The organism is Bizionia hallyeonensis, assembly GCF_042657385.1.
Lineage (GTDB): Bacteria > Bacteroidota > Bacteroidia > Flavobacteriales > Flavobacteriaceae > Algorimicrobium > Algorimicrobium hallyeonense.
This window is the reverse complement of record NZ_JBHSLA010000001.1, coordinates 568,135-593,229: the sequence shown is the minus strand read 5'-3', so window position 1 is coordinate 593,229 and position 25,095 is coordinate 568,135. Positions and strand designations below refer to the sequence as shown.

General features: G+C 34.0%; 20 protein-coding genes. 16 read left to right on the top strand and 4 right to left on the bottom strand.

Going from position 1 to position 25,095, the window contains the following annotated elements; all coding sequences use genetic code 11:
- Window positions 1–65: 65 nt before the first annotated feature.
- The 4 genes from ACFPH8_RS02710 to ACFPH8_RS02695 all read left to right on the top strand — a co-directional run bounded on the left by ACFPH8_RS02710 (window position 66) and on the right by ACFPH8_RS02695 (window position 4,211).
- The gene (locus tag ACFPH8_RS02710; RefSeq protein WP_376859100.1) at window positions 66–2,072 is read left to right on the top strand and encodes a glutamine--tRNA ligase/YqeY domain fusion protein; all 2,007 of its coding nucleotides are present in this window, start codon (window positions 66–68) and stop codon (window positions 2,070–2,072) included.
- Between the two features lie 134 nt (window positions 2,073–2,206).
- Window positions 2,207–2,689: a DUF1761 domain-containing protein gene (locus ACFPH8_RS02705; RefSeq protein ID WP_376858358.1), complete on the top strand. Its 483-nt coding sequence runs from the start codon at window positions 2,207–2,209 to the stop codon at window positions 2,687–2,689.
- Window positions 2,690–2,750: 61 nt separating this feature from the next.
- Window positions 2,751–3,911: a GNAT family N-acetyltransferase gene (locus tag ACFPH8_RS02700; protein ID WP_376858357.1), complete on the top strand. Its 1,161-nt coding sequence runs from the start codon at window positions 2,751–2,753 to the stop codon at window positions 3,909–3,911.
- A 78-nt stretch (window positions 3,912–3,989) separates the two neighbouring features.
- Window positions 3,990–4,211 (top strand): hypothetical protein, encoded by a 222-nt coding sequence (locus ACFPH8_RS02695; protein WP_376858356.1) that lies wholly within the window; start codon window positions 3,990–3,992, stop codon window positions 4,209–4,211.
- A gap of 77 nt (window positions 4,212–4,288) precedes the next feature.
- On the opposite strand, the gene ACFPH8_RS02690 is transcribed toward ACFPH8_RS02695, so the two are convergent.
- Window positions 4,289–5,206 (bottom strand): SPFH domain-containing protein, encoded by a 918-nt coding sequence (locus ACFPH8_RS02690; RefSeq protein ID WP_248396890.1) that lies wholly within the window; start codon window positions 5,204–5,206, stop codon window positions 4,289–4,291.
- 162 nt (window positions 5,207–5,368) lie between these two features.
- Between ACFPH8_RS02690 and ACFPH8_RS02685 the strand changes: the two genes are divergently transcribed.
- Window positions 5,369–6,052, top strand: coding sequence for a hypothetical protein (locus tag ACFPH8_RS02685; protein ID WP_376858355.1), 684 nt, complete (start codon window positions 5,369–5,371; stop codon window positions 6,050–6,052).
- A gap of 88 nt (window positions 6,053–6,140) precedes the next feature.
- On the opposite strand, the gene gltX is transcribed toward ACFPH8_RS02685, so the two are convergent.
- On the bottom strand, window positions 6,141–7,661 hold the full coding sequence (gltX, locus tag ACFPH8_RS02680) for a glutamate--tRNA ligase (RefSeq protein ID WP_376858354.1): 1,521 nt from the start codon (window positions 7,659–7,661) through the stop codon (window positions 6,141–6,143).
- 254 nt (window positions 7,662–7,915) lie between these two features.
- Between gltX and ACFPH8_RS02675 the strand changes: the two genes are divergently transcribed.
- The 5 genes from ACFPH8_RS02675 to ACFPH8_RS02655 all read left to right on the top strand — a co-directional run bounded on the left by ACFPH8_RS02675 (window position 7,916) and on the right by ACFPH8_RS02655 (window position 15,427).
- Entirely contained in the window at window positions 7,916–11,341 is a 3,426-nt protein-coding gene (locus ACFPH8_RS02675) for a DUF4175 family protein (protein ID WP_376858353.1), read from the top strand.
- On the top strand, window positions 11,334–11,753 hold the full coding sequence (ybeY, locus tag ACFPH8_RS02670; RefSeq protein ID WP_376858352.1) for an rRNA maturation RNase YbeY: 420 nt from the start codon (window positions 11,334–11,336) through the stop codon (window positions 11,751–11,753). The genes ACFPH8_RS02675 and ybeY overlap by 8 nt, the downstream gene beginning before the upstream one ends.
- 116 nt (window positions 11,754–11,869) lie before the next feature.
- Complete coding sequence (gene mnmG / locus ACFPH8_RS02665) at window positions 11,870–13,741, top strand: tRNA uridine-5-carboxymethylaminomethyl(34) synthesis enzyme MnmG (protein WP_376859098.1); 1,872 nt, start codon at window positions 11,870–11,872, stop codon at window positions 13,739–13,741.
- 78 nt (window positions 13,742–13,819) lie between these two features.
- Window positions 13,820–14,671: a class I SAM-dependent methyltransferase gene (locus tag ACFPH8_RS02660; RefSeq protein WP_376858351.1), complete on the top strand. Its 852-nt coding sequence runs from the start codon at window positions 13,820–13,822 to the stop codon at window positions 14,669–14,671.
- A 234-nt stretch (window positions 14,672–14,905) separates the two neighbouring features.
- Window positions 14,906–15,427 (top strand): OmpH/Skp family outer membrane protein, encoded by a 522-nt coding sequence (locus tag ACFPH8_RS02655; protein WP_376858350.1) that lies wholly within the window; start codon window positions 14,906–14,908, stop codon window positions 15,425–15,427.
- 39 nt (window positions 15,428–15,466) lie between these two features.
- On the opposite strand, the gene ACFPH8_RS02650 is transcribed toward ACFPH8_RS02655, so the two are convergent.
- Window positions 15,467–16,621: a DNA polymerase III subunit gene (locus ACFPH8_RS02650; protein WP_376858349.1), complete on the bottom strand. Its 1,155-nt coding sequence runs from the start codon at window positions 16,619–16,621 to the stop codon at window positions 15,467–15,469.
- A 188-nt stretch (window positions 16,622–16,809) separates the two neighbouring features.
- Between ACFPH8_RS02650 and ACFPH8_RS02645 the strand changes: the two genes are divergently transcribed.
- Genes ACFPH8_RS02645 through ACFPH8_RS02635 form a run of 3 tightly spaced genes read left to right on the top strand, consistent with a single transcriptional unit; the run spans window position 16,810 to window position 20,631 of the window.
- Window positions 16,810–17,997, top strand: a complete 1,188-nt coding sequence (locus tag ACFPH8_RS02645) for a phosphoglycerate kinase (protein WP_376858348.1) — start codon at window positions 16,810–16,812, stop codon at window positions 17,995–17,997.
- Window positions 17,998–18,035: 38 nt separating this feature from the next.
- Window positions 18,036–19,631, top strand: coding sequence for a LysM peptidoglycan-binding domain-containing protein (locus ACFPH8_RS02640; RefSeq protein WP_248396870.1), 1,596 nt, complete (start codon window positions 18,036–18,038; stop codon window positions 19,629–19,631).
- A 22-nt stretch (window positions 19,632–19,653) separates the two neighbouring features.
- On the top strand, window positions 19,654–20,631 hold the full coding sequence (locus ACFPH8_RS02635) for a DUF4837 family protein (protein ID WP_376858347.1): 978 nt from the start codon (window positions 19,654–19,656) through the stop codon (window positions 20,629–20,631).
- 74 nt (window positions 20,632–20,705) lie between these two features.
- Here ACFPH8_RS02635 and ACFPH8_RS02630 read toward each other — a convergent pair whose 3' ends face one another.
- On the bottom strand, window positions 20,706–20,882 hold the full coding sequence (locus ACFPH8_RS02630; RefSeq protein ID WP_066254180.1) for a twin-arginine translocase TatA/TatE family subunit: 177 nt from the start codon (window positions 20,880–20,882) through the stop codon (window positions 20,706–20,708).
- Window positions 20,883–21,000: 118 nt separating this feature from the next.
- Between ACFPH8_RS02630 and ACFPH8_RS02625 the strand changes: the two genes are divergently transcribed.
- Genes ACFPH8_RS02625 through ACFPH8_RS02615 form a run of 3 tightly spaced genes read left to right on the top strand, consistent with a single transcriptional unit; the run spans window position 21,001 to window position 25,095 of the window.
- The gene (locus tag ACFPH8_RS02625; RefSeq protein ID WP_376858346.1) at window positions 21,001–21,870 is read left to right on the top strand and encodes a M23 family metallopeptidase; all 870 of its coding nucleotides are present in this window, start codon (window positions 21,001–21,003) and stop codon (window positions 21,868–21,870) included.
- Entirely contained in the window at window positions 21,870–23,372 is a 1,503-nt protein-coding gene (locus ACFPH8_RS02620) for a GH3 auxin-responsive promoter family protein (RefSeq protein WP_376858345.1), read from the top strand. The genes ACFPH8_RS02625 and ACFPH8_RS02620 overlap by 1 nt, the downstream gene beginning before the upstream one ends.
- A 28-nt stretch (window positions 23,373–23,400) precedes the next feature.
- Window positions 23,401–25,095, top strand: coding sequence for a DUF6909 family protein (locus ACFPH8_RS02615; protein WP_248396866.1), 1,695 nt, complete (start codon window positions 23,401–23,403; stop codon window positions 25,093–25,095).

Genomic DNA, 25,095 nt, shown 5'->3' with positions numbered 1-25,095 from the left:
CAAATGTTACAATTAGTCTAAAATTACCTAATTTTGTGCTTCATATTTCGAATAGAGAACAGCGTATGTCTGAAGAAACAAAATCACTCAATTTTATTGAGCATATTATAGAAGAAGATTTAAGGAATGGATTGGAAAAAGAAGCACTTCGCTTTCGTTTTCCACCAGAACCGAATGGTTATTTACATATTGGTCACACCAAAGCTATTGGTATTAGTTTTGGCTTGGGTGAAAAGTACCAAGCACCTGTAAACTTGCGTTTTGATGATACCAATCCCGCTAAAGAAGAGCAGGAATATGTAGATGCTATAAAACGTGATATTGCTTGGTTAGGCTATCAATGGGCTAATGAATTGTATTCATCTGATTACTTTCAGCAGTTATATGATTGGGCAGTAGCGTTAATCAAAGAAGGAAAAGCTTATGTAGATTCGCAATCCAGCGAAGCTATGGCTGAACAGAAAGGTACGCCAACGCAACCTGGTGTTGATGGTCCATACCGAAACCGGAGTATTGAAGAAAATTTGGATTTATTTCAGCGCATGAAAGCTGGAGAATTTCCAGAAGGTTCTCATGTATTGCGTGCCAAAATTGATATGCAACATCCTAATATGTTAATGCGTGATCCGTTGATGTACCGTATTTTAAAAAAATCACATCACAGGACAGGAAATGATTGGTGTATTTATCCTATGTACGACTGGACCCATGGTGAAAGTGATTATATGGAACAAATTTCACATTCTTTATGCTCCCTTGAATTTAAGCCACATAGAGAGCTTTACGACTGGTTCAAGGAGCAAGTGTATAAATACCAGCCAGAAGCCTTACCAATGCTTCCTAAACAACGTGAATTTGCCCGTTTGAACTTAAGTTATACCATTATGAGTAAACGTAAGTTGCTAAAATTGGTTGAGCAAGGTGTTGTAAGCGGTTGGGACGATCCACGAATGCCAACCATTTCAGGGTTGCGTCGTCGTGGTTACACACCAGATTCCATCAGACAGTTTATTGATAAAGTAGGTGTAGCCAAACGTGATAACGTTATTGATGTATCGCTTTTAGAATTCTGTATTCGTGAGGATTTAAATAAAACGGCACCGCGTGTGATGGCTGTTTTAGATCCAGTTAAATTAGTCATTACCAATTATCCTGAAGGACAAGAGGAGTGGTTGGAAGCTGAAAATAATCAGGAAGATGATTCGGCAGGTTTTAGAAAAGTACCTTTTTCGCGTGAGTTATATATTGAAAAAGACGATTTTAAAGAAGAAGCAAGTAGTAAATTTTTCCGATTGAAATTAGGCGGTGAAGTCCGCTTGAAAAATGCCTACATCATCAAAGCAGAAGGTGTAGTGAAAGATGCTGATGGAAACGTTACAGAAATTCATGCTACCTATTCTGAAGATACCGAGAAAAAAGTAAAAGGAACTTTGCATTGGGTGTCTATAAAGCATGCTATTAAAGCAGAAGTTCGCGAGTATGATAGATTGTTTTTAGATGAAGCTCCAGATAGCCATGCCGATAAAGATTTTATGGAATTTATAAATCCAGAATCTTTAAAAATAATTGATGCTTTTGTAGAACCAAGTTTGTTAGAAGCGAAAGTAGGAGAGCGGTTCCAATTTCAACGTTTGGGTTATTTTAATGTGGATGATGATAGTACCTCTGAAAAATTAGTATTCAATAAAACGGTTGGATTACGAGATACTTGGGCAAAACAAGCTCCTAAAAATAATGAAAATCAGCCAGCAAAAAAACAAAACCAACAATCTAATAGACCAGCTATTGAGCAGATAAAATCATACGGGAAAAAGTATGATAGAATGAAAGATGACGAACGCATAAAAGCAAAATCTGAAATTCAGGAATTGGCGCAAAATGTAAGCTATAGTGATGTTGAACCCTTGTTTGGCACGTCTGCAAAAAAGGTAGGAACGCGAATTATTACCATGATAACCTTAGGTGTATTACTGAATAATGGATTAGAACGAAATTCAGAAATTAATGATTTTATAGCTAAAGCTTTAGATGACAAAAATGACTTGTTGGTGGCTGAAGCAAAAGCGTTATAACCACGACAACAACGTAATATTTAAAACCTTGAAACATGAATTGTTTCAAGGTTTTTTTTTAATTTTTATCAAGTGAAAAATATAAATCATAATTTTCATTTATCTTTAAAACACTAATTTTTAAATACCTAACCATGGATATTAATTTTTTGGCCATTTTGGTGGCGGCTTTGGTTCCGTTAATTGTGGGTTTTTTTTGGTACAACCCTAAAACATTTGGAAACGCTTGGATGCGTGAATCTGGTTTAACTTCGGAAACTTTAAAAGGTGGAAACATGTTTGTTATTTTTGTTCTCACCCTTCTATTTTCAATTTTAATTGCTTTTATTTTACAATTTTTAACCATTCATCAAACAGGAGCTTTAGGCATGATTGGCGGCAACGTTTCGGAAGCTTTACCATCATACACAGCTTTTATGAACGATTATGGTTTAGCATTTAGAACTTTTAAACATGGTGCGTTACACGGTTGTATGGCTGGCGTGTTATTCGTATTTCCCATTTTGGCTATAACGGCCTTATTTGAACGTAAAAGTTGGAAATACATTTTCATTAATAGTGGGTATTGGATAATCAGTTTAACCATAATGGGAGGTATTGTTTGTGCCTGGAATTAATTTGTAATGATTATATAACTTTAAAGACTGATTGACCAAATCAGTCTTTTTTCATGATACTTTGATAGAAACAAAACTATTTACATCTGCAATTGATTTGCCACGAGTTTGGGATGCATTGGTTGTACATGATATTTTTCTGCAAACAACATATTTAAAAGCTTTGGAAGAAGCTGCTCCAAAAAATATTACGCTTTATTATTTCGGATTTTATCTAGAACAGGAATTAGTAGGAATTGCCGTAATGCAACGCGTTAAATTATACCTTAATGACATGTTCCGAAATCATGATGATTCGTGTTTTCAAGAGCGTTTTAAAAATCAGGTTTCAAAGGTTTTAAAAGGAAATATATTGGTGGTCGGGAATTTAACACATACAGGACAGCATGGCATCTATTTTAAGTCCAATGCCATAACAAATGAGGAATTTATGTCTACACTATTAAAAGCTGTTGATGTGCTAAAACGTAAAATTAAGACTGTTTTTAATAAAAATATTAGAGCTGTTTTATTAAAAGATTATTTCCTAACAGATACCATTCTGCAAACTAAAAACGCACTATATACATCAGGTTTCCATCACATAGTTGTACAACCAAATATGGTTTTGAACCTTCCTGAACATTGGATGCATTTTGAGGATTATATTTCTGAATTAAACAAAAAATATCGAGACCGTTATAAATCAGCTAGAAAAAAATCTGAATCTATTATCACCAAGGAATTGGATGTAACGGCGGTTTTTAACCAATCGGAAACACTCTACAAATTGTATAAAAACGTTGCTAGCAACGCTAAAATAAATAGCTTCATTTTACCAGAAAATCATTTTTATACCTTCAAAAAACAATTAGGTGCAAACTTTAAAGTGTTTGGATATTTTAATAAAAATGAATTGGTTGGATTTTACACGCTCATTCTAAATAATAAATACTTGGAAACCTACTTTTTAGGCTATGATTCCGAGTATCAATATAAGCATCAGTTATATTTAAATATGTTGTATGATATGGCGCAATTTGGTATTAATAATCAATTTAAAACGATTGTTTATGCCAGAACTGCTATGGAAATAAAAAGTTCTATTGGTGCAAAACCGAAAGATATGGTTATGTATTTAAAACATACTAATTGGTTTATGAATGGGATACTTAAATATATTTTCAGGCTGATGAATCCGTCTAAAATATGGGAAGAACGTCATCCCTTTAAGTCAAATTAACAAATAGCTAACAGAATTTCTTTTGTTATTTATGTATATTATAATACCTTATATCCACTCTAATCAAATATAAGAATTATGAAAAAAGCAAAAGATTTACTGACGGAAATTGCGACTGTAACGCGCAATATTGAAACCAACTACCCAGAAGTTTATGAGCATTTAGATGAAATGCCTATGACCATTCCAGATCAACAAAACCCAGATATTGATGTTAAGGATTTAGAAAACTATTTGGAAAGTTTGAAGGATATTATCAAGAAATATAAAGAGGAACATAAGGCCGATCGAATTTTGTAATTCTGAAGTTTTCAATCTGAAGTTATAATGGCAATATGTTCCTCTTAATTAAGGAATTTAATCAATTTTTGAAGACCTTATTCCTTATTTTTTTTATTGTTTTTCATGGCTTCGCCAATTTGGTTACTAGCCGTAAAACTCGCTACCATATCATTTAGCATTTGGCTACCTGCTTGTGGTGAATTTGGAAGTAAAATTAAATTACTGTTCGTTTCACTACCTATGGCTTGCAAGGTATCATAATGTTGGGTTACAACTATCAATGCTGATGCTTCTTGACTATTAATACCTACACGATTTAACACATCAACAGATTCCTCCAAACCACGTGCTATTTCACGACGTTGATCTGCAATACCTTGACCTTGTAATCGTTTACTTTCAGCTTCTGCTTTGGCTTTTTCAACAATTAAAATACGTTGAGCATCACCTTCATATTGGGCAGCTGTTTTTTCTCTATCGGCTGCATTAATACGGTTCATAGCTATTTTTACTTGTGGATCTGGATCAATATCCGTTACTAAAGTTCTAATAATATCAAAACCATAATCCATCATAGCATCATTTAATTCTGCTTTTACAGCTAAAGCAATATCATCTTTTTTAACAAAAACATCATCTAATTTCATTTTTGGAACTTCGGCACGTACTACATCAAACACATAACTTGTAATTTGTTCATGCGGATAATCTAACTTGTAAAAAGCATCATATACTTTTTCGGTTACTACTTTATACTGTACAGACACTTTCAGTTTTACAAAGACATCATCCAAAGTTTTGGTTTCAATAATAACATCTAATTGTTGAATTTTTAAACTTAATCGGCCTGCAACCTTATCTACCAAAGGAATTTTCATGTGTAAACCAGATTGGCGAATACTGTGAAATTTTCCAAAACGCTCAATTATGGCAGCCGATTGTTGCTTCACCATAAAAAAGGAGGAGAATAAAACAAAAAGTCCAAATAAAATAAAGGGAACAAATATTAACATATTGTAATTTTTAAAGGTTAAAATGGTTTTACTAATTTAATGTATATTTTGGTGGTAAGCTGTTATTTGAAAATAAATCTATTCGGAATGACGTGGTTATCAAGAAAAAGAAATATTTATCCTATTTTTTTCATAGGTTTGTTACAAACAGACACATAAACCATGTTATACTCAAAATCAGGTATTCTATTAGTCGCCATTTGTATTAGTTTTGTTACAATAGGTTTTGCGCAGCCTAAAAACTACAAAATTGTTAATGGTATCGGAATTTCCGGTGGTATTACCCAATATGATATTTTAACTGACAATTTTACCACGAAAAAGGGCAACGGCTGGATGGCTGGTGCTTCTGCAACAGTAGATTTACCTAACAAATGGTACAATGTGAGTTATACCATTCAACTCGCTGAAAACCATTTAGGAATAGCTGCAAGGCCGGTTTTACTCTCCAATGAAGAATTTATTGATTATAAAGTTTTTACCGCTCAAATAGCTTTATTAATGCATGTGAAATTAATCGGAAGCTTTTTAACTATTGATGTGGGTCCTATGTTGCAATTTAATGGTGAATTGGAACTTGATGATCAAAATCAAGAAAATTATTTGATAGCGAATTACAATAACCTTTTGGCAAAAGACATCAAAAAAATCAGCCGTTTTAATGTGGATGGCGCTATTGGAGTATCCGCTGGATTTAGCCATTTCAGACTCAAAGCCCAATATATTTACGGATTTCTAAACACCTTGGATAAATTAAATGATAACAATTTAGACCAAACAGGAAATTCAAATAAATTTAAAGGAAACCAATCTATGTTGGCGTTTACGGCTATGATTTCGTTTTAGAAGAAGTTTAATAAAAAAAAGTTATTTCAGAATGAAAGGAAATCTAATGTAGAAATCCTTATCATTTTGAAGTGACATTTTATAATTATTAAGACAACGTATTCACCAAATTCTCAATACGTCGTTTGGTTTCATCTTTACCAATTAAATACATAATATCAAATACGTCTGGTCCTTGTAAGGCACCTACTAATGCTAAACGTAATGGCATCATAACTTTACCAAAACCTATGTCGTTTTTGGTAATCCAACCTTTTAATTCAGTTTGAAGGTTTTCAACGGTGAAATCCTCCACAGATTCAATAACTGAAACGACTTGCGTCATCAGTTCAGGAGAATCGTCCTTCCAAGCTTTTTTAACCGCTTTTTCGTCTAAATCGGTTGGTGTTTGAAAGAAAAAGTGACTTAATGCCCAAAAATCGGTAACAAAGGTCGCGCGTTCTTTAATAAGGGCTACAACCAGTTCTACATAATTCACATCAATTTCGGCTAATTCTGGTTGAATTTGCTTGAACGTAATAGCTAAATCGTCATTATATTGCTCTTGCATATAATGGTGGTTAAACCATTTGGTTTTGTCTGGATCAAAACGGGCTCCTGCTTTATTCACACGGTTTAAATTGAAGGCAGCAATCAGCTCGTCCATGCTAAAAATTTCCTGTTCTGTTCCTGGATTCCAACCTAAAAAGGCTAGGAAATTCACAACTGCTTCTGGAAAATAACCATCTTCTCGGTAACCACGAGATATATCACCCGTTTGATGATCTTTATAAGCTAATGGAAATACTGGAAACCCTAGTTTATCGCCATCACGCTTGCTTAACTTTCCTTTTCCAGTTGGTTTTAAAATCAATGGTAAATGCGCAAATTCAGGCTTTTCCCAACCAAAAGCATCATATAATTGATAATGCAATGCTAAAGATGGTAACCATTCTTCGCCACGAATAACATGCGTGATTTCCATTAAATGGTCGTCTACAATATTGGCTAAATGATAGGTTGGTAAACCATCACTTTTAAACAATACTTTATCGTCTAAAATATTGGTATCTATGGTCATATTGCCACGGATTATATCTGTTAAATGCAGCGTTTCATCTTGAGGTGATAAAAAACGAATCACATAATCATCACCAGCATCTAATTTTGCTTGTGTTTCTTCAGCAGAAAGCACGAGCGAGTTCACCAAACGGCCTTTTTCACGATTATGCCAATTGTAAATAAAGGTTTTTCCTTCGGCTTCGTGATTTTTTCTATGTGCATCTAAATCGTCTGCTGTGTCAAATGCATAATAGGCTTTGCCATTGGCAATTAACTGATCTGCATATTTTTTATAAATGTCTTTACGCTCACTTTGTCTATATGGTCCAAATTTCTCGTTAGTATTTACACCTTCGTCAACCGTAATACCACACCATTTTAAAGATTCTTCAATATAATTTTCAGCACCTTCAACAAAACGATTTTGATCCGTATCTTCAATACGAAGTATAAAGGTTCCGTTGTATTTTTTAGCAAATAAATAGTTGAAAAGGGCTGTGCGAACACCACCTATATGTAAAGGTCCTGTTGGACTTGGTGCAAAGCGCACGCGTACGGGTTTTGACATGTTTTTTGTTTTAATAACGCAAAGATAGAATAGCAATTAACAAACCGCAAAGAAAATAGCATAAAGCGATAGGGAAGCGGATAATTTCTAAAACGCGACTTATAAAAACCGGATGTTTTTATCTAATTTGGTACAAATTGGTGTAAAACCCTGTTTTCAAGACGCTTTTGTTAACATAATGTTATCAATTATAGATTATTATCGACCAAAAAAAATTGTAGTTTAGTAGGTTGAAAAGAAAATCAATAAAAAACGTGTCTCATTTTAAAATCATTCTTCAGAAATTAGAAGCTTTTGTAAGGCGTTATTACACAAACGAGCTTATAAAGGGTAGCATATTATTTTTTGCTATTGGATTTCTATATTTTCTATTTACACTATTTGTTGAATATGTATTTTGGCTAAATACCACGTCTAGAACTATTTTATTTTGGGTTTTTGTTGCCGTTGAAATAGGCTTATTTATCAAATTTATAGCCATGCCTTTAGCGCAACTATTCAAACTAAAAAAAGGAATAGATTACGTGCAAGCTTCCAAAATTATTGGTACACATTTTCCTGAAGTTAATGATAAATTGCTGAATGTTTTACAGTTGAAAGAGCAAGGTGTTGAATCTGAATTATTACTGGCAAGTATCAATCAAAAATCTGAAGAATTACAACCTATTCCGTTTAAATTGGCTATTAATTTCAAGCAGAATTTACGCTATGCTAAATATGCTGCTATTCCTGTTGTTATTATTTTATTATCGGTTTTATCAGGACAAATAAGTTGGTTTAGCGAGAGTTATAATCGCGTTGTTAACCATAACACCGCTTATGAACCACCTGCACCTTTTCAGTTTTTTGTAGTGAATGAAAATTTAACGACAACAGAAAACAAAGACTTTACGTTACACGTGAAAACCGTAGGAAATGTTATTCCTGAAAACGCTAAAATTACCTATAATAATGAAACCTATTTTCTGCAGCAAAAAGGTGCTGGCGATTTTGAGTTTGTGTTTAGTCGCTTAAAAAATGATGTAGAATTCCAACTTAATGCCAATTCGGTAACCTCAAAGCCCTATGTACTAAAAGTTTCTGAAGTCCCATCAATTTTGGGATTCGAGATGGTTTTAGATTATCCATCTTACATTAATAAAGCGGACGAGGTGTTAACAGGAACCGGAAACGCCGTTATTCCTCAAGGCACCAAAGTATCCTGGAACTTACAAACAAAATCTACTGAAATAGTGCAACTATATGCAGAAGATACCGTACAGTTTGCTACGAAAAATAAAGGTGATTTTAACTTAACTAAAACAGTGTATAGTGCGTTGGATTATACCATATCTACTAGTAATAATTCTTTAAAAGATTATGAACGTTTGGCTTTTTCTATTGACGTTATAAAAGATGATTATCCTGAACTTCGTGTGAAAATGAAAATTGACAGCATAAATCAACAAAGCATGTATTTCTATGGGCAAGCAACGGATGATTATGGCTTACGCAAGTTGCAATTGGTTTACTATCAGTCAGCTGATGAAAAGCAGCGTAAAACAAAAGCTATTCCAATTTCCAATGGGAATATTGGGGAATTTATAACCGCTTTTCCTAATAATTTGGAGCTTACTGAAGGTGTGAGTTATGATTTGTATTTTCAAGTATTTGATAATGATGTAATTAACAATTTTAAAAGCACTAAAAGTAAGACCTATAGTTATAGAAAATTAACACAAGCGGAAACCGAGGACAAACAATTGCAACAACAAAATGAAACCATTAAGGATTTAAATAAATCTTTGGAGAAAATGAGTGAGCGCGAAAAAGAGCTTGAAGAATTTTCTAAAACACAAAAAGAAAAATCCGAATTGAATTTTAATGATAAAAAGAAATTTGAAAACTTTTTGAAGCGTCAGAAGCAACAGGAAGACATGATGAAAAATTTCAATAAAAAATTAGAAGAAAATTTAGAGGAATTTCAAAAAGAAAATCAGGAAGAAGATATCTTTAAAGAGGATTTAAAAGAACGCTTAAAAGAAAACGAAGAGCAGCTAAAAAAGGATGAGAAACTTTTGGAAGAGTTGGAGAAATTGCAAGAGAAAGTCAATAAGGAAGAATTAAGTGAAAAACTTGAGGAACTAGCCAAACAAAATAAAAATCAGAAGCGGAGTTTAGAGCAATTATTGGAATTGACGAAGCGTTATTATGTGGCTAAAAAATTAGAAAAGCTACAGCAAGATCTCGAAAAATTAGCAGAGGAACAGGAGAAATTAGCTGAAGAGACAAAAGAGAAAAACTCCAAAGAGTCGCAAGATAATTTGAACGAAAAGTTTGAAGATTTTCAGAAGGCTTTAGAAGAATTGCAAAAAGATAATCAGGATTTGAAACAACCTATGGATGTTCCAAGTGATGAGAAGCAGGAAGAAGCTATTAAAAAAGATCAACAAGAAGCTTCGGATGAATTAGGTGAAAAAGAAGAAAACGAAGAACAAAATCAAGATAAAGACGCTGAAAAAAATCAGCAAAATGCCCAAAAGAAACAAAAGCAAGCTGCCCAGAAAATGAAACAAATGGGTGAGAAAATGAAAATGGCCATGCAATCTGGAGGAGGCGAGCAGATGCAGGAAGATGTGGATATGTTACGTCAGATTTTAGATAATCTTATCTTATTTTCATTTGATCAAGAAAATTTAATGGAACAGTTTAAAGGTATTGAAATTAACCATAATAAATATGCTACCTATTTACGGAAACAAAATGATTTAAAAGAACATTTTTCACATGTTGACGACAGTCTTTTTGCTTTATCCTTGCGGCAACCTAAATTATCAGAATCGGTAAATAAGGAAATTTCAGACGTGTTTTTTAATATTGATAAATCGCTAGAGCAGTTTTCGGAAAATAGATTATTTCAAGGTATAGCTAATCAACAATACACCATTACGGCTGCCAATAATTTAGCTAATTTTTTGAGTGATATTATGAATCAGATGCAGATGCAAATGCAATCATCTGGTGCTGGTAGTGGAGGTAAACCAGAACAAGGGTTGCCGGATATTATAAAAAGTCAAGAGGAGCTGAATAAGGAAATGCAAGATGGCATGAAAGGCCAAGAAGGAAAACCTAAAGATGAGGGTGAAGGCGAGAAGGGAGAAAAAGGTAAAAAGGAAGGTGATAAACCGGGTGAAGATGGTAAAAATGGTCAAGACGGAAAGCCGGGAAGCGAAGGACAAAATGGGAGCCAAGAAGGAAACCAAATGGGTGAAGGTGAAGGGAGCGAAATTAGTAAAGGCGAATTGTTTAGAATATATCAGCAGCAGCAAGAAATCCGTCAAGCCTTACAGGATAAACTAGCTAAAGAGGGGAAAAATGGACTCGGTAACGCTATTTTAAAGCAGATGGAAGACGTTGAAATGGATTTGTTGAATAAAGGTTTCACTAATCAAACACTTCAAAAAATGATGAATTTGCAGCATCAATTACTGAAAATGGAAAATGCAACCATGGAGCAAGGTGAAGATACAAAGCGGAAAGCGAATACCAATCGTGAGGAATTTCAAAACAACACGAATAATCAAATTCCTACAGCTAAACAATATTTCAATACCATTGAGATTTTAAATCGTCAAAGTTTACCTTTGCAACCAGTTTATAAAAAGAAAGTTCAAGAGTATTTTAAAAAAGCCAATGATTAGTTTTAATTACGAAAACAATTTTGAAATAGATAATATCCAAATACTGCAAACTTGGATTGAAGGTGTTATAGTTTCTGAAAAATTTGAATTGGGTGAAATCAACTATATTTTTTGTAATGATGATTATTTACATAATTTGAATGTAGAATATCTTAATCACGACACCTTAACCGATGTGATTAGTTTTGATTATACTGTAGGAAATGTCATACAGGGTGATATTTATATTTCCACCGAACGTGTAGCTGATAATGCGCAAGATTTCAAGGCTACTTTTAGTGATGAGTTGCATCGAGTTATGGTTCATGGTGTATTACATTATTGTGGTTATAAAGATAAATCGGAAGCCGAGTCTGAAGCTATGAGAAGTATGGAGAACCACTATCTGAAACTACTAAAAGATATCTCATAATATATCGTATATTTGCAGACTTTTTATTTTGGAATTCCTTTGGAGCTTCAGGTTAAAGTAAATATATAAATCTATTGTTCCACGTGGAACAATTCAATCTTATAAATCAAGTAGACATGTTTAACGAAGTTTACGATGTAATTGTAGTAGGAGGTGGGCACGCAGGTAGCGAGGCCGCTGCTGCTGCTGCCAATATGGGAAGTAAAACGCTTCTAATAACCATGAATTTGCAAAATATTGCGCAAATGTCGTGTAACCCTGCTATGGGTGGAATTGCTAAAGGGCAAATTGTTCGTGAAATTGATGCGCTTGGTGGTTATAGTGGTATTGTTAGTGATACATCAGCTATTCAGTTTAAAATGCTTAACAAATCCAAAGGGCCTGCCATGTGGAGTCCCAGGGTTCAAAGTGATCGGATGCGTTTTGCTGAAGACTGGCGGAATATGTTGGAGCAAACAAAAAATTTGGATTTCTATCAAGAAATGGTTTCCGGATTAATAGTAGAAAACCATAAAGTTGTGGGTGTAAAAACCTCTTTAGGAATTGAGATAAAAACTAAAAGTGTTGTCCTAACAAATGGCACTTTTTTAAATGGTTTAATTCATATTGGCGATAAAAATTTTGGTGGTGGACGAGCAGGTGAAAGAGCTGCAACTGGAATTACTGAACAGCTTGTTCAATTAGGTTTTGAATCTGGTAGAATGAAAACGGGAACACCTCCTCGAGTAGATGGACGTTCGTTAGATTTTTCTAAAATGGTGGAGCAACCAGGTGATGCGGTTCCAGAAAAATTCTCCTATTTAGATATTACAAAACCCTTAACTAAACAACGCTCGTGTCATTTAACATATACCAGTAATGAAGTGCATGATTTACTGCGTGAAGGCTTTGATAGATCGCCAATGTTTAACGGTCGGATTCAAAGTTTAGGACCACGATATTGCCCCTCTATTGAAGATAAAATTAATAGATTTGCCGGTAAGGATAGACATCAATTATTTGTGGAGCCGGAAGGTTGGGATACCGTAGAATATTATGTAAATGGCTTTTCAACATCTTTGCCAGAGGATGTTCAATTTAGAGCATTGCGTTCTGTAGCTGGTTTTGAAAATGTGAAATTTTTCCGTCCAGGATATGCTATTGAATACGATTATTTTCCGCCAACACAATTACAACATACGTTAGAAACCAAGTTAGTTGAAGGTTTATATTTTGCGGGTCAAATTAATGGAACTACGGGTTATGAGGAAGCGGCTTCACAAGGGTTAATGGCAGGAATTAATGCCAGCTTAAAAGTGCAAGAACGTGATCCTTTTATTTTGACTAGAAGTGAAGCTTATATAGGTGTTTTGGTGGACGATTTAATTACTAAAGGAACGGAAGAGCCTTATAGAATGTTTACGTCTCGCGCAGAATATAGAACCTTGTTGCGTCAAGATAATGCGGATATCCGATTAACTCCTATGTCTTTCGATTTAGGTTTAGCTTCTGAAAAGCGTTTAAAACGTATGGAGGAAAAGCATAGTAAGGCGGAAGCGTTTGTTGATTTTTTCAAAGCAACGAGTGTTAAGCCCGAAGAGATAAATCCAATTTTAGAAGCGAATGATTCTGCTCCAATGTCTCAATCCGATAAGATGTTTAAAATATTTGCTAGGCCTAATATCACCATAAATGACATGCGTAAAGTGGCAAGTGTTGATGCGTATATAGTAGAACAGAATTTAGATACAGAAGAAATAGAGCAAGCTGAAATTCAAGTTAAGTATGCTGGATATATTAACAAGGAAAAGAATAATGCGGATAAGTTAACGCGGTTAGAAAACATTAAAATTCCAAAGAATTTTGATTATTCAAACATGCAATCTATGAGTATGGAGGCACGCAGTAAATTGAATAAAATACAACCAGTTACTATTTCTCAAGCATCTCGAATTAGTGGTGTTTCGCCAAGTGATATTTCCGTATTATTAGTTTATTTAGGACGTTAATTTTTTGATGTTCCACGTGGAACGTTTAAATAGTTTTCTTGACAAAAGTAAATATTAAGCATAATAAAAGAAAAAGAGGTGAGTACGAAAAAAGTAGATTTTCAGGTTAAAGATTATTCTGTTTCCAATGAAATATTTCAATTAGAAATGCATCCAGAATTTGAAATTTTGGTGACAACGCCACAACCTAAATTAGAAAATTTACCAGCTTATTATAATAGTGATGATTATATTTCGCATACAGATTCCAAACGAAACCTCTTTGAAAAAGCCTATCACATTATTCGTTCCATTGCGCTAAAACGTAAATTGAAATTAATTAATTCTTATAGTACTTCAGAAAAAACACTATTAGATATTGGTTGTGGAACCGGTGATTTTTTGCAAACAGCACAGCAAAACAATTGGACAATTTCTGGAATTGAACCTAATGCAGAAGCACGCAACATTGCAAACACTAAAACAAATAATGCCGTTCATGATGCCCATGAACTTTTTAAATTGAAAAATGAAAGTTTTGAGGTTATTACCCTATGGCATGTATTAGAACATTTACCAGATTTAGAAAAACAGATTATTACATATAAAAGCCTATTAAGAAATTCCGGAACCTTAATTATTGCTGTTCCTAATTATAAGAGTTACGATGCTGAATATTACCAGAATTTTTGGGCAGCCTATGATGTGCCAAGACATCTTTGGCATTTTTCGGAAAAAGGTATGAAGCAATTAATAGAAAAACAGGGTTTAAAAATTGTAGAAACAAAACCCATGATTTTTGATGCGTATTATGTGAGTCTGCTTTCAGAAAAATATAAAACAGGAAACATGAATTTTCTAAAAGCATTTAGAATAGGATGGCGTTCCAATCGTGCAGCTAAACGGTCTGGTGCCTATTCTTCACTTATTTATGTGGTAAAAAAGGCTTAAAACTTAATTTAAGACGAAATAAGCGTGTTTTAGAGCGTTAAATATAACAAGTGCTTCAAATAATCTCAACTCATTTTAAAACATAGTTTAAATAAGTCGTTTTTAATCGATTTTGATTATGGGTTAACAATATGCTATAATTTATGTTTATAACGTAAAAATTGCACCTTTTCTAAAAACAAACTATTTACTTTATTACATTTGTGCCGATTTAAAAAAATTAAAAATCACATCATGAAAAACATATTCGTAGTATTCTTATTATTTTTAACAGCAGTGTCTTGTAACACGGAAACTCAAAAAATTGGTTTTGTAAATAATAAGGACTTGGTAAATGACTACCAAGAAAAAATTGACATTGAAGCTGAATTCAAAACTAAAATTGAAGCCTTTGAAAAAAGAACCGATAGTATTGGTCAAGCGTTTCAACAGGAAGCTCAAGCGTTTCAATTAAAAGCTCAAAGCATGAAGCAGGATCAGGCGCAAGCGGAATATCAAGCTTTAGGGCAGAAACAACAAATGTTGCAACAGCGTATCCAATTGGAGGAGAGTAAAATTCAAGAGGAAAGCCAACAAACAATTGACACCCTAATTAAAAAAGTACGTGATTACGTAAAAGATTACGGTAAGAAAAACGGTTATACATATATTTTAGGCAGCAATGAAGCTGGAAGTGTTATGTATGGTGATGAAAAAAACGATTTGACTAAAGAAATTTTAGACGCCTTAAACGCAGATTATAAAAAACCAGAATAAGGTTTAGAAACTTACACTATTAAAAAGCCAGTTATTAATTTAACTGGTTTTTTTATGCAATAAACGGGTTAGTTTTATAGATAAATCGGTTAAAATAATTTTAGCATTTCCATTGCGCTCAATATGATAAATAGCATCTTGAATTTCATTTGAGATATCTAGAATATTATTACCATGAACAAAAGGGGCAAAATTTTCCAATTTAAAACCGTCTGTTTTGGGCTCTAAAAAAACCAAATCTGCCGCGCCATAATTTAGCAACATGGCTTGACGGAAAAAATTCAAACAAAATTGTAAAAACTGCTTTTGTGTTTCACGACCCGTTTTGGCAATATCTTCGCTCCACGATATTAAATCGTGAATGGCCGCTTTGTTACCTTTTGCTTTAAATGCACTTCGGATCCAGAAAATAAACCAAGTTTCAAATTGGGTATCTTCGCTGTCATGATATACCAAATCACACGCTTTATTGTAATTTCCGTGCGCTTGATGTGCTATTTTTGCAGCAATAGACGCTTCAATTTGATAGCTATTTATTAAGCCTTCGGTAATAACATCTTCTGGTAATGGTGGGAAATGTAAAACTTGGCAACGGGACCTGATGGTACTAATAAGTTGCTCTTCATCTTCAGCAATTAAAATAAAAATGGTTTTTTTGGGTGGCTCTTCAATTAATTTCAACAATTTATTGGCCGCTTCGGTGTTCATTTTTTCGGCCATCCAAATAATGGTTATCTTAAAACCACCTTCATAAGACTTTAAGGTTAAGTCCTTTACAATTTCTTGCGCTTCATCAACACCTATTCGTCCTTGTTTATTTTCAACGCCTAATTTTTTATACCAATCAAATAGGTTGCCATAGGGTTGTTGGTTTAACAATTCGCGCCATTCTTCTAAAAAATGACTAGAAACAGGATGTTTTTTAACTTTTTGATTCGCTGCTACGGGAAAGGCAAAGTGTAAATCTGGATGGCCAAAATTCTTAAATTTTATATTGCAAGATTCATTTCCAGTGGTGTTTTCACCTTGTGTATTATGACAAAGTATGTATTGCGCATAGGCAATAGCCATTGGTAAAGTACCTGAACCTTCGGGTCCTACAAACAATTGCGCATGCGGAATTCGGCCGTTATCAGCACTTTGTGTTAAATGACTTTTTATATATTCCTGACCTAAAATATCACTAAATAGCATACGGCAAACCTACATATTTTTTTTCATTTTTTGTGAAGCATACTTTAAAAGAAAGCCGCTTTTAATTTGATAGAATACTATTAAAGTAAGCCTAAAAGTTAAGTCATTATTGCCTGAAAAATATATATTTGTGAATCCATGATATTAAATCATATTTTAACAGGACTAATTTATACCACAATTGCATTATGAGAACATTAGACGATTTTAATTTTGAAACCAAAAAAGCCTTAATTCGTGTAGACTTTAATGTGCCTTTAGATGATAATCTTCATGTTGGTGATACCACACGAATTCTTGCAGCAAAACCAACAATTATTAAGATTTTGGAAGATGGCGGAAGTTGTGTTTTAATGTCGCACTTAGGAAGGCCAAAAGGTGTTGAGGATAAATTCTCATTAAAGCATATTGCAGATAAAGTTGAAGATATTTTAGGTGTTGAAGTACTTTTTGTTCCTAATTGCGTTGGGGAAGAGGCAGAGACTGCAGTGAAAAATTTAAAGCCTGGACAAATTATTTTGTTAGAAAATTTACGCTTTCATGAAGAAGAAACTGCTGGTAATGAGGATTTTGCAAAGCAATTGGCTAAATTAGGTGATATTTATGTTAATGATGCCTTTGGTACTGCGCATAGAGCGCATGCATCAACCGCTATTGTGGCTAAATTTTTCCCTGATAACAAGTGTTTTGGTTATTTATTAGCTCAAGAAATAAAAAGTATTGATAAGGTAATGAATACGGGCGAAAAACCGGTCTGTGCTATTTTAGGTGGTGCTAAAGTATCGAGTAAAATTACCATTATTGATAATATTTTAGATAAGATTGACCATCTAATTATTGGTGGTGGTATGACCTTTACCTTTATTAAAGCACAAGGCGGTAAGATAGGAGATTCATTAGTAGAAGATGATAAATTGGACCTGGCTAATTCGATTTTAGAAAAGGCTAAAAATAAAAATGTTGAAGTTCATTTACCAGTGGATGCCATTATTGCAGATGCTTTTGATAATAATGCGCATACGAACACATGTGCAGTCAATAATATTCCCGATGGCTGGATGGGATTAGATATAGGTCCCGTAACCGAGGAAAAATTTGCTACGGTTGTAAAAAATTCGAAAACTATTTTATGGAATGGTCCCCTTGGTGTTTTTGAAATGCCAAACTTTGCAAAAGGAACAATGGCTTTAGGTTATGCTATTGCCGATGCAACAAAAGAAGGTGCTTTCTCGTTAGTAGGTGGAGGTGATTCGGTTGCAGCTGTTAAGCAGTTTGGATTTGAAGATCAAGTTAGTTATGTGAGTACAGGAGGAGGCGCTATGTTAGAGAGTCTTGAAGGTAAAACCCTTCCTGGAATTGCTGCCATTTTAGATTAATATAAAAACTATTACCCCAAATTTTAAAACCTAAATACGTGAATTGTTTTACTAAAAATAACATACGTTTAAGTCTTTCTGCAATATTTATTGCTGTGGGAATAACCTATGCGCAAGATTCTATTCCCAAGAAAATTGTAAAAACGCATATTCCCGAAGAGCAATTAATTGCTGGTGAATCTTATGAAGTGGACACCATAATTGATGGACAACAATTTTACAAAAAGCAAATTGAAATAGAAACCGACTCTGTTGATATAAAAGCGCTTAAAGATTTAGAATTTACAGCAGAATTAGATGAAAAATGGCGGGAAGAATTATATAGCAACGCTTTATACGATACCCTTTATACAGCCATTTCAGAATTAGATTATAAGGAAGTTTATTATCCAGATTTACCAACCGATACTTTAAAGGCACGTTTAGATCGCTTAAATGCTAGAACACCTTTTAATATTGCGTACAATCCATCTTTAGAAAGTGTTATAAAAGGATTTTTAAAAAATAGACGTGGTTATTTTGAGCGACTCATGGGGTTGAGTCACTTCTATTTCCCTATGTTTGAGCAAGAATTGGACGCACAAGATGTGCCTTTGGAGGTTAAGTATTTAGCCATTGTAGAATCCGCTTTAAAACCACGAGCACGATCACGTGTAGGTGCAACAGGTTTATGGCAGTTTATGTTTGCCACAGGAAAAGAATATGGTTTAAATGTGAGTAGTTATGTAGATGAACGTAGCGACCCAATAAAATCTACCAAAGCCGCAGCTAAATATTTGGCTGCCTTGTATTCTATGTTCGGAGATTGGGATTTGGCATTAGCAGCGTATAATTCGGGACCAGGAAATGTATTAAAAGCTATTAGACGATCAGGTGGTTATGAAAATTACTGGAATATTCGTCATAATTTACCACGTGAAACAGCGGGATATCTTCCTGCATTTTTGGCAACCATGTATATTTTTGAATATGCTGAAGAACACGGATTAGTTGCCGAAAAACCAGCATTTCATCATTTTGAAACTGATACAATTCATGTAAAGCAAATGATTACTTTAGATCAGGTTTCAGAAGCGACAGGTGTTAATATAGAAGAATTACAATTTTTAAACCCATCCTACAAATTAGATATTATTCCCTTTATTCCAGAGGAAAACTATTCATTACGATTGCCACTAACAGCTGTTGGAACATTTGTAACTAACGAGGATACTATTTACAAATCTGCGAAGGCTGAATTGGATGAACGGGAAAAACCATTACCACAATTTTTTGATAGTCAAAGTAAAGAACGATATCGCGTTAAATCTGGAGATTATTTAGGCTTAATAGCTAGGAAATATGGTGTTCGCGTAAGTCAAATAAAACAATGGAACGGTTTGCGGAGTAATAATTTACGTATTGGACAGCGTTTAACTATATACCCAAGAAATCCTGTTCCACAGGCAAGCAGTTCTAACAACTCAAGTAGTTCAAAATCAACGCCAAAAACCTATATTGTAAAGAGTGGTGACTCGCTTTGGAGTATTTCACAAAAATTTCCAGGCGTTTCTGTTCAAAATATTCGAGATTGGAACGATATTAGTGGTAACAATTTAAAACCAGGAATGTCATTAAAACTTTCCAAAGGCTAATCAGTATAAACTAGGTACTATCATGCAAAAATTATTACTTGTTTTTATGTCATTAATAGTAATGACGTCATGTAACGACAACAAATCTTCAAATAAACGTCTTTTATCCCAATCGTCTGGGAAAATCAATAATCTGTCGGTTGTTGTAGACAATGAATTGTGGGAAGGTCAGGTAGGAGAGACACTTCGGAATATTTTGGCGGCTCCTGTTCACGGCTTACCACAAGACGAACCCCTATTTATATTGAGCCAATTACCACCAGTTGTTTTCACAGGTTTTGCACAGCAAAGTCGGATTGTTTTAAAAATTGAAAAAAGTGATTCTGCCAAGGTTAAAATTGCAAAAAATTTATTTGCTAGACCCCAACGTGTGGTGGTTGTAACAGGTAAAACGGATGAGGAAATTTCGCAACAGTTAACGGATAATGCGGATCAAATTGTAATGGCTTTAAAAAATGAAGAAATTAAAGAACAGCAACGACGCATTAAATTATCGCTTCATAAAAATAATACCATTAAAGAAAAATTAGGCATATCCATTAACTTTCCATCTGCATACAGAATTGCAACGGAAGACGGAAAATTTTATTGGATTCGAAAAGATATTACCACCGGAACCACTAATATTTTGCTTTATGAGCTTCCTTATGGCAGCATTACAGACAATGATAGCGTGGTTGGTCAAATAATAAAAATTCGAGATTCCATAGGGGAAAAGCATATTCCAGGACCTTTGGATGGCTCGTTTATGATCACTGAAAATAAATACACACCGTTTTTAGCCAAAACTACAATTAATGATAAATTAGCTTATGAAACTAGAGGTATTTGGGATGTTAAAAATGCCTTTATGTCTGGGCCATTTGTTAACTATATAATTGATGATGAGGCTAATAATCGACTTCTGGTGGTAGAAGGTTTTGCTTTTGCACCATCGGTTAGTAAGCGGGACTATATGTTTGAGTTGGAAGCCATTATTAAGTCCATAAAATTTCATTAAAATAGAAACATAATTAGACACAAAAAAACCCAACTCGATAACAGGTTGGGTTTTTTCGTATGTACTAAAAAAGATTACTCTTTTTTATCAGTTTCTTCTTCTTTACTTGCGTCCTTAAATTCTTTAATTCCGCTACCTAAGCCACGCATTAATTCAGGGATTTTTTTACCACCAAAAAGTAGTAAAACAATCACGACAATTAAAACTATTTGCCATGGTCCTGGGGCTAAAAATATACTTAATGAAATCATCGTATGTTATTTTAAAGTACAAAGTTAATAATTAAAGTTTAATATAAACGTTTTAACACCAACTTTAGCATGAACTAAATACGATTGTGCCATATTTTTAAGTAATTTTGTGGAACCTATGGCTAATAAAAAGAAGAAATCTAGAAAATTTACCAAGAAACTACTTAATAAGTATCGATTGGTTATTTTAAACGAGGACACTTTTGAAGAGCGTATTTCCTTAAAACTAACGCGACTTAATGTGTTTGTGCTCATGTCATTATCGGCTATTTTTTTAATTGTAGCCACTACCATTTTAATTGCGTTTACGCCACTCCGCGAATATATTCCTGGTTATTCATCTGTGGCACTTAAAAAACGTGCAACAGAGTTAAATTATAAAACCGATTCACTCCAACAAGTTATTGCAGTAAATGAGCAGTATTTTTCATCTATAAAAAAGGTTTTGTATGGCGAAGTTGATAAGGTAGATTTTAACAAAGATTCAATTATTGAAGCTACACGACAAGAAGCTAAAACTATAGATTTATCGCCAACAAAAGAGGATTCTATTTTACGAGAAAAAGTAAAAAAAGAAGATAAATACAATTTATTTGAATCGGCAAAACTCAATTCCAGTTTTATACTATTTCCACCTGTTTCTGGAACTATTTCTCAAGAATATAATGTGGAAGAAAAACATTTTGCTGTGGATATTGTAGCAGAAAAAGGAACACCAGTAAAAGCAACCGCTGACGGAACGGTAATTTTTGCTGATTGGACAACCGAAGCTGGTTACGTTATCATTTTAGAACATAGCCAAAGTTTAATTTCCGTGTATAAACATAATACCCTGCTTACCAAAGTACAAGGTGATGTTGTAACAGCTGGCGAAGTGATTGCCACAACTGGTAATACAGGTTCAATTACTACTGGACCACATTTGCATTTTGAATTATGGAGTGATGGATACCCTATTAATCCGACTAATTTTATAGATTTTAAATAATGTTTTCACTAAAAGCTTTATTGGCGAAACCATTCGCAAGTTATATTATTAGAAAGGAGAAAAAGTGGATTGATAACCCTATTGAAACCCAAGAACAGGTGTTTCAGGAACTCATAAGTCAAGCCAGTTCCACGGCCTTTGGAGCGGATCATGATTTTATTAGCATTAACCATCATGCGGATTTTGTAAAACGTGTACCAATTCGCGATTACGAAGAACTAAAACCCTACGTAGAGCGTGTTGTTGCCGGGGAACCCAATGTATTATGGACAGGAAAACCGCTTTATTTCGCCAAAACATCAGGTACCACATCGGGTGCTAAATATATTCCGTTGACTAAGGAAAGTATGCCAACCCATGTTACGGCTGCGCGAAATGCTATTTTATCCTACATTCATGAAACGGGAAATTCACAATTCGTAGCAGGAAAAATGATATTTCTACAAGGAAGTCCTGTTTTACATGAGCAAAATGGGATTCAATTGGGACGCTTATCCGGAATTGTGGCTCATTTTGTCCCAGAATATCTTCAGAAAAATCGCATGCCGTCTTGGGAAACCAATTGTATTGAAGATTGGGAAACCAAAGTGGAAGCTATTGTTAAAGAAACGCTTCCAGAAAACATGACCGTTATTTCTGGAATTCCATCTTGGGTTCAAATGTATTTTGAGAAAATTCAACAGAAAACAGGTCAGAAAGTGGGTGATGTTTTTAAAAACTTCAACCTTTTTATTTTTGGAGGTGTAAACTATGAACCCTATCGTGCTAAATTTGAAAATTTAATCGGCCGGAAAGTTGATAGTATTGAATTATATCCAGCCAGCGAAGGATTTTTTGCCTATCAAGATAAGCAAGATCAAAAAGGCATGTTATTGCTTTTAAATGCGGGTATATTTTACGAATTTATTCCAGCTGATGCATTTTTTGATGCACATCCAACTAGATTAACCCTCAAAGATGTAAAAATTGGTGTTAATTACGTGATGATCATTTCAACAAACGCAGGGCTTTGGGCATACAATGTTGGAGATACCGTTATGTTTACATCCACAAAACCGTATCGTGTAATTGTTTCTGGTAGGATTAAGCATTTTATTTCAGCTTTTGGCGAACATGTTATAGGAAAAGAAGTAGAACAAGCTTTAAAAGAAGCCATTGAAGGAACCAATTTTCAAATTTCTGAATTTACAGTTGCTCCCCAAATTACACCAGAATCGGGATTGCCCTATCATGAGTGGTTTATAGAATTTGAAAATGACGTAGCAGATGTTTCGCAATTAGCTGCTAAAATTGATGCGGCTTTACAGAATCAAAACAGTTATTATTTCGATTTAATTAAAGGTCGGGTTTTACAGCCGTTAAAAATAACTATGATTACCAAAAATGGTTTTCAGGACTATATGAAATCTATAGGAAAATTAGGAGGTCAGAATAAATTACCACGTTTATCAAACGATAGGAAAATTGCAGATAAAATCTACAATTTGAATTTGATTAAATAATAGTATATTTGATAATTAAACAGTTTTTATGAACAAAAAAAAGCATCATGCTAGAACGAGAGCTCAAGAAAGCTCAAATGCAATAGAAAGAATGTACATTACCATGAGACATTTATTTAATCGTGGTTTTTATAAGCCTATGGGTGTTTCAGGTGAAACGCTTCGTGAGGCTTTATTACTTTTACGTCCTGAAATTTATGGATCCATTGGTGATGAAAAAGCAGAATTAGAAGGACTTTTATATGTTATTGATAGATTACCTCAAGGTATTGAAGAGTGCATGTTTATTAACCTGACTAGTGATGAAGGTTACGGTAACTCCCATTTTAAAGCTATAATTCCTCCAAAACGACGCAGAAATTGTTATCGCATTGACGATGAACAAATGAATATTGAAATTACAAGAGGTCGTTCAGAGATTTATGATATTCTAACCCACTTAACCTTTATGTTTGTGGAATCTCATAAAATAAGCAAGCGCGTTTTAATTGATGAATCTGGTGGTACTACGCGCGATTGGATTAAGTTAGAAAAAGCTGTGTTAGCCAAAAAAAAACTTACCCAAAACGAACGTGAGATTGCTATAACACATACGGCAAATATTTTGGGAAGAACGTTTGATGAGTTGCGCTTTGTTTATGAGCAATTTCAAACACCAGAACAACCAGAGCGTTTATTACATATTGTTTATTGGTTAGGAAAACTTGCTATTGAGGAAGTTATTAATAATAATAAACGCACCATTACTTTTAGCCCTGTTTTACGCGAGCGTTTAGGTCATCATATTCATGGTGAAATATGGGCAGATAATATTAAAAATATTTTACATAAAAATAACCTTTTAGAAAGACCAATTCATATCATTAGTGCCAATATGCATAGTGTTATGAATACAATTTATGCACCAACAGCGCTAAAAAGTTTACTAGGTAAAAAAACCATTTTTCAGGTTTACGAAGAAATCAGCAAAAAAGAAAATGAATCTCTACGTGAAAAGGTAACCAAGCAAGCCTTACAAGGGGGCATGATTTATATACCAGACACGTCTGGAACCAATATAGATGTACAGATTTTTGATACAGAAAAGATAGATTTATCGAAAACTGATTTAGAAATTACTAAAACCGATAAGAAATCCGAAAAACCTATTATATTTGTTATGGATTATGCTTTTGGAGAGCAAGCCTACGAAACCATTGACGAGTTATTAAAACCTGCCCAAATTGATAATAAAAGTATTCATTTAAATGTGGCATCCGTATCCATTATGGGTAAAGCAGGAATTTTGGAAGGTGGAAAAGGCGATATTATGATACCGTCTGCACATATTTTTGAAGGGACAGCTGATAATTATCCATTTGTAAATGAGTTATCCAAGGCAGATTTGGATGGCCATGGTTTGTCTGTTTTTGAAGGCTCTATGATAACGGTATTAGGAACATCATTACAAAACAAAGATATTTTAAGGTTTTTCTATAATTCCACGTGGCATGTTATAGGACTTGAAATGGAAGGTGCTCATTACCAAAAAGCAATTCAATCGGCATCCAAAGTAAGAAAAACAATTAATCCAGATGTTAAAGTGCGTTATGCCTATTATGCAAGTGATAATCCTTTAGAAACAGGAGGTACATTAGCATCAGGTGGATTGGGGACGTCAGGAGTAAAACCAACCTATTTAATAACAAGAAAAATATTACAACAAATATTTAATAATCAGTAG

Coding starts and splice junctions, on each gene's coding strand:
- ACFPH8_RS02645 (WP_376858348.1), top strand. CDS start 16,810: ATGAGAACATTAGACGATTTTAATTTTGAAACCAAAAAAGCCTTAATT.
- ACFPH8_RS02625 (WP_376858346.1), top strand. CDS start 21,001: ATGGCTAATAAAAAGAAGAAATCTAGAAAATTTACCAAGAAACTACTT.
- ACFPH8_RS02615 (WP_248396866.1), top strand. CDS start 23,401: ATGAACAAAAAAAAGCATCATGCTAGAACGAGAGCTCAAGAAAGCTCA.
- ACFPH8_RS02710 (WP_376859100.1), top strand. CDS start 66: ATGTCTGAAGAAACAAAATCACTCAATTTTATTGAGCATATTATAGAA.
- ACFPH8_RS02690 (WP_248396890.1), bottom strand. CDS start 5,206: ATGTTAATATTTGTTCCCTTTATTTTATTTGGACTTTTTGTTTTATTC.
- ACFPH8_RS02630 (WP_066254180.1), bottom strand. CDS start 20,882: ATGATTTCATTAAGTATATTTTTAGCCCCAGGACCATGGCAAATAGTT.
- ACFPH8_RS02685 (WP_376858355.1), top strand. CDS start 5,369: ATGTTATACTCAAAATCAGGTATTCTATTAGTCGCCATTTGTATTAGT.
- ACFPH8_RS02635 (WP_376858347.1), top strand. CDS start 19,654: ATGCAAAAATTATTACTTGTTTTTATGTCATTAATAGTAATGACGTCA.
- ACFPH8_RS02620 (WP_376858345.1), top strand. CDS start 21,870: ATGTTTTCACTAAAAGCTTTATTGGCGAAACCATTCGCAAGTTATATT.
- mnmG (WP_376859098.1), top strand. CDS start 11,870: ATGTTTAACGAAGTTTACGATGTAATTGTAGTAGGAGGTGGGCACGCA.
- ACFPH8_RS02695 (WP_376858356.1), top strand. CDS start 3,990: ATGAAAAAAGCAAAAGATTTACTGACGGAAATTGCGACTGTAACGCGC.
- ACFPH8_RS02650 (WP_376858349.1), bottom strand. CDS start 16,621: ATGCTATTTAGTGATATTTTAGGTCAGGAATATATAAAAAGTCATTTA.
- ACFPH8_RS02705 (WP_376858358.1), top strand. CDS start 2,207: ATGGATATTAATTTTTTGGCCATTTTGGTGGCGGCTTTGGTTCCGTTA.
- ACFPH8_RS02655 (WP_376858350.1), top strand. CDS start 14,906: ATGAAAAACATATTCGTAGTATTCTTATTATTTTTAACAGCAGTGTCT.
- gltX (WP_376858354.1), bottom strand. CDS start 7,661: ATGTCAAAACCCGTACGCGTGCGCTTTGCACCAAGTCCAACAGGACCT.
- ybeY (WP_376858352.1), top strand. CDS start 11,334: ATGATTAGTTTTAATTACGAAAACAATTTTGAAATAGATAATATCCAA.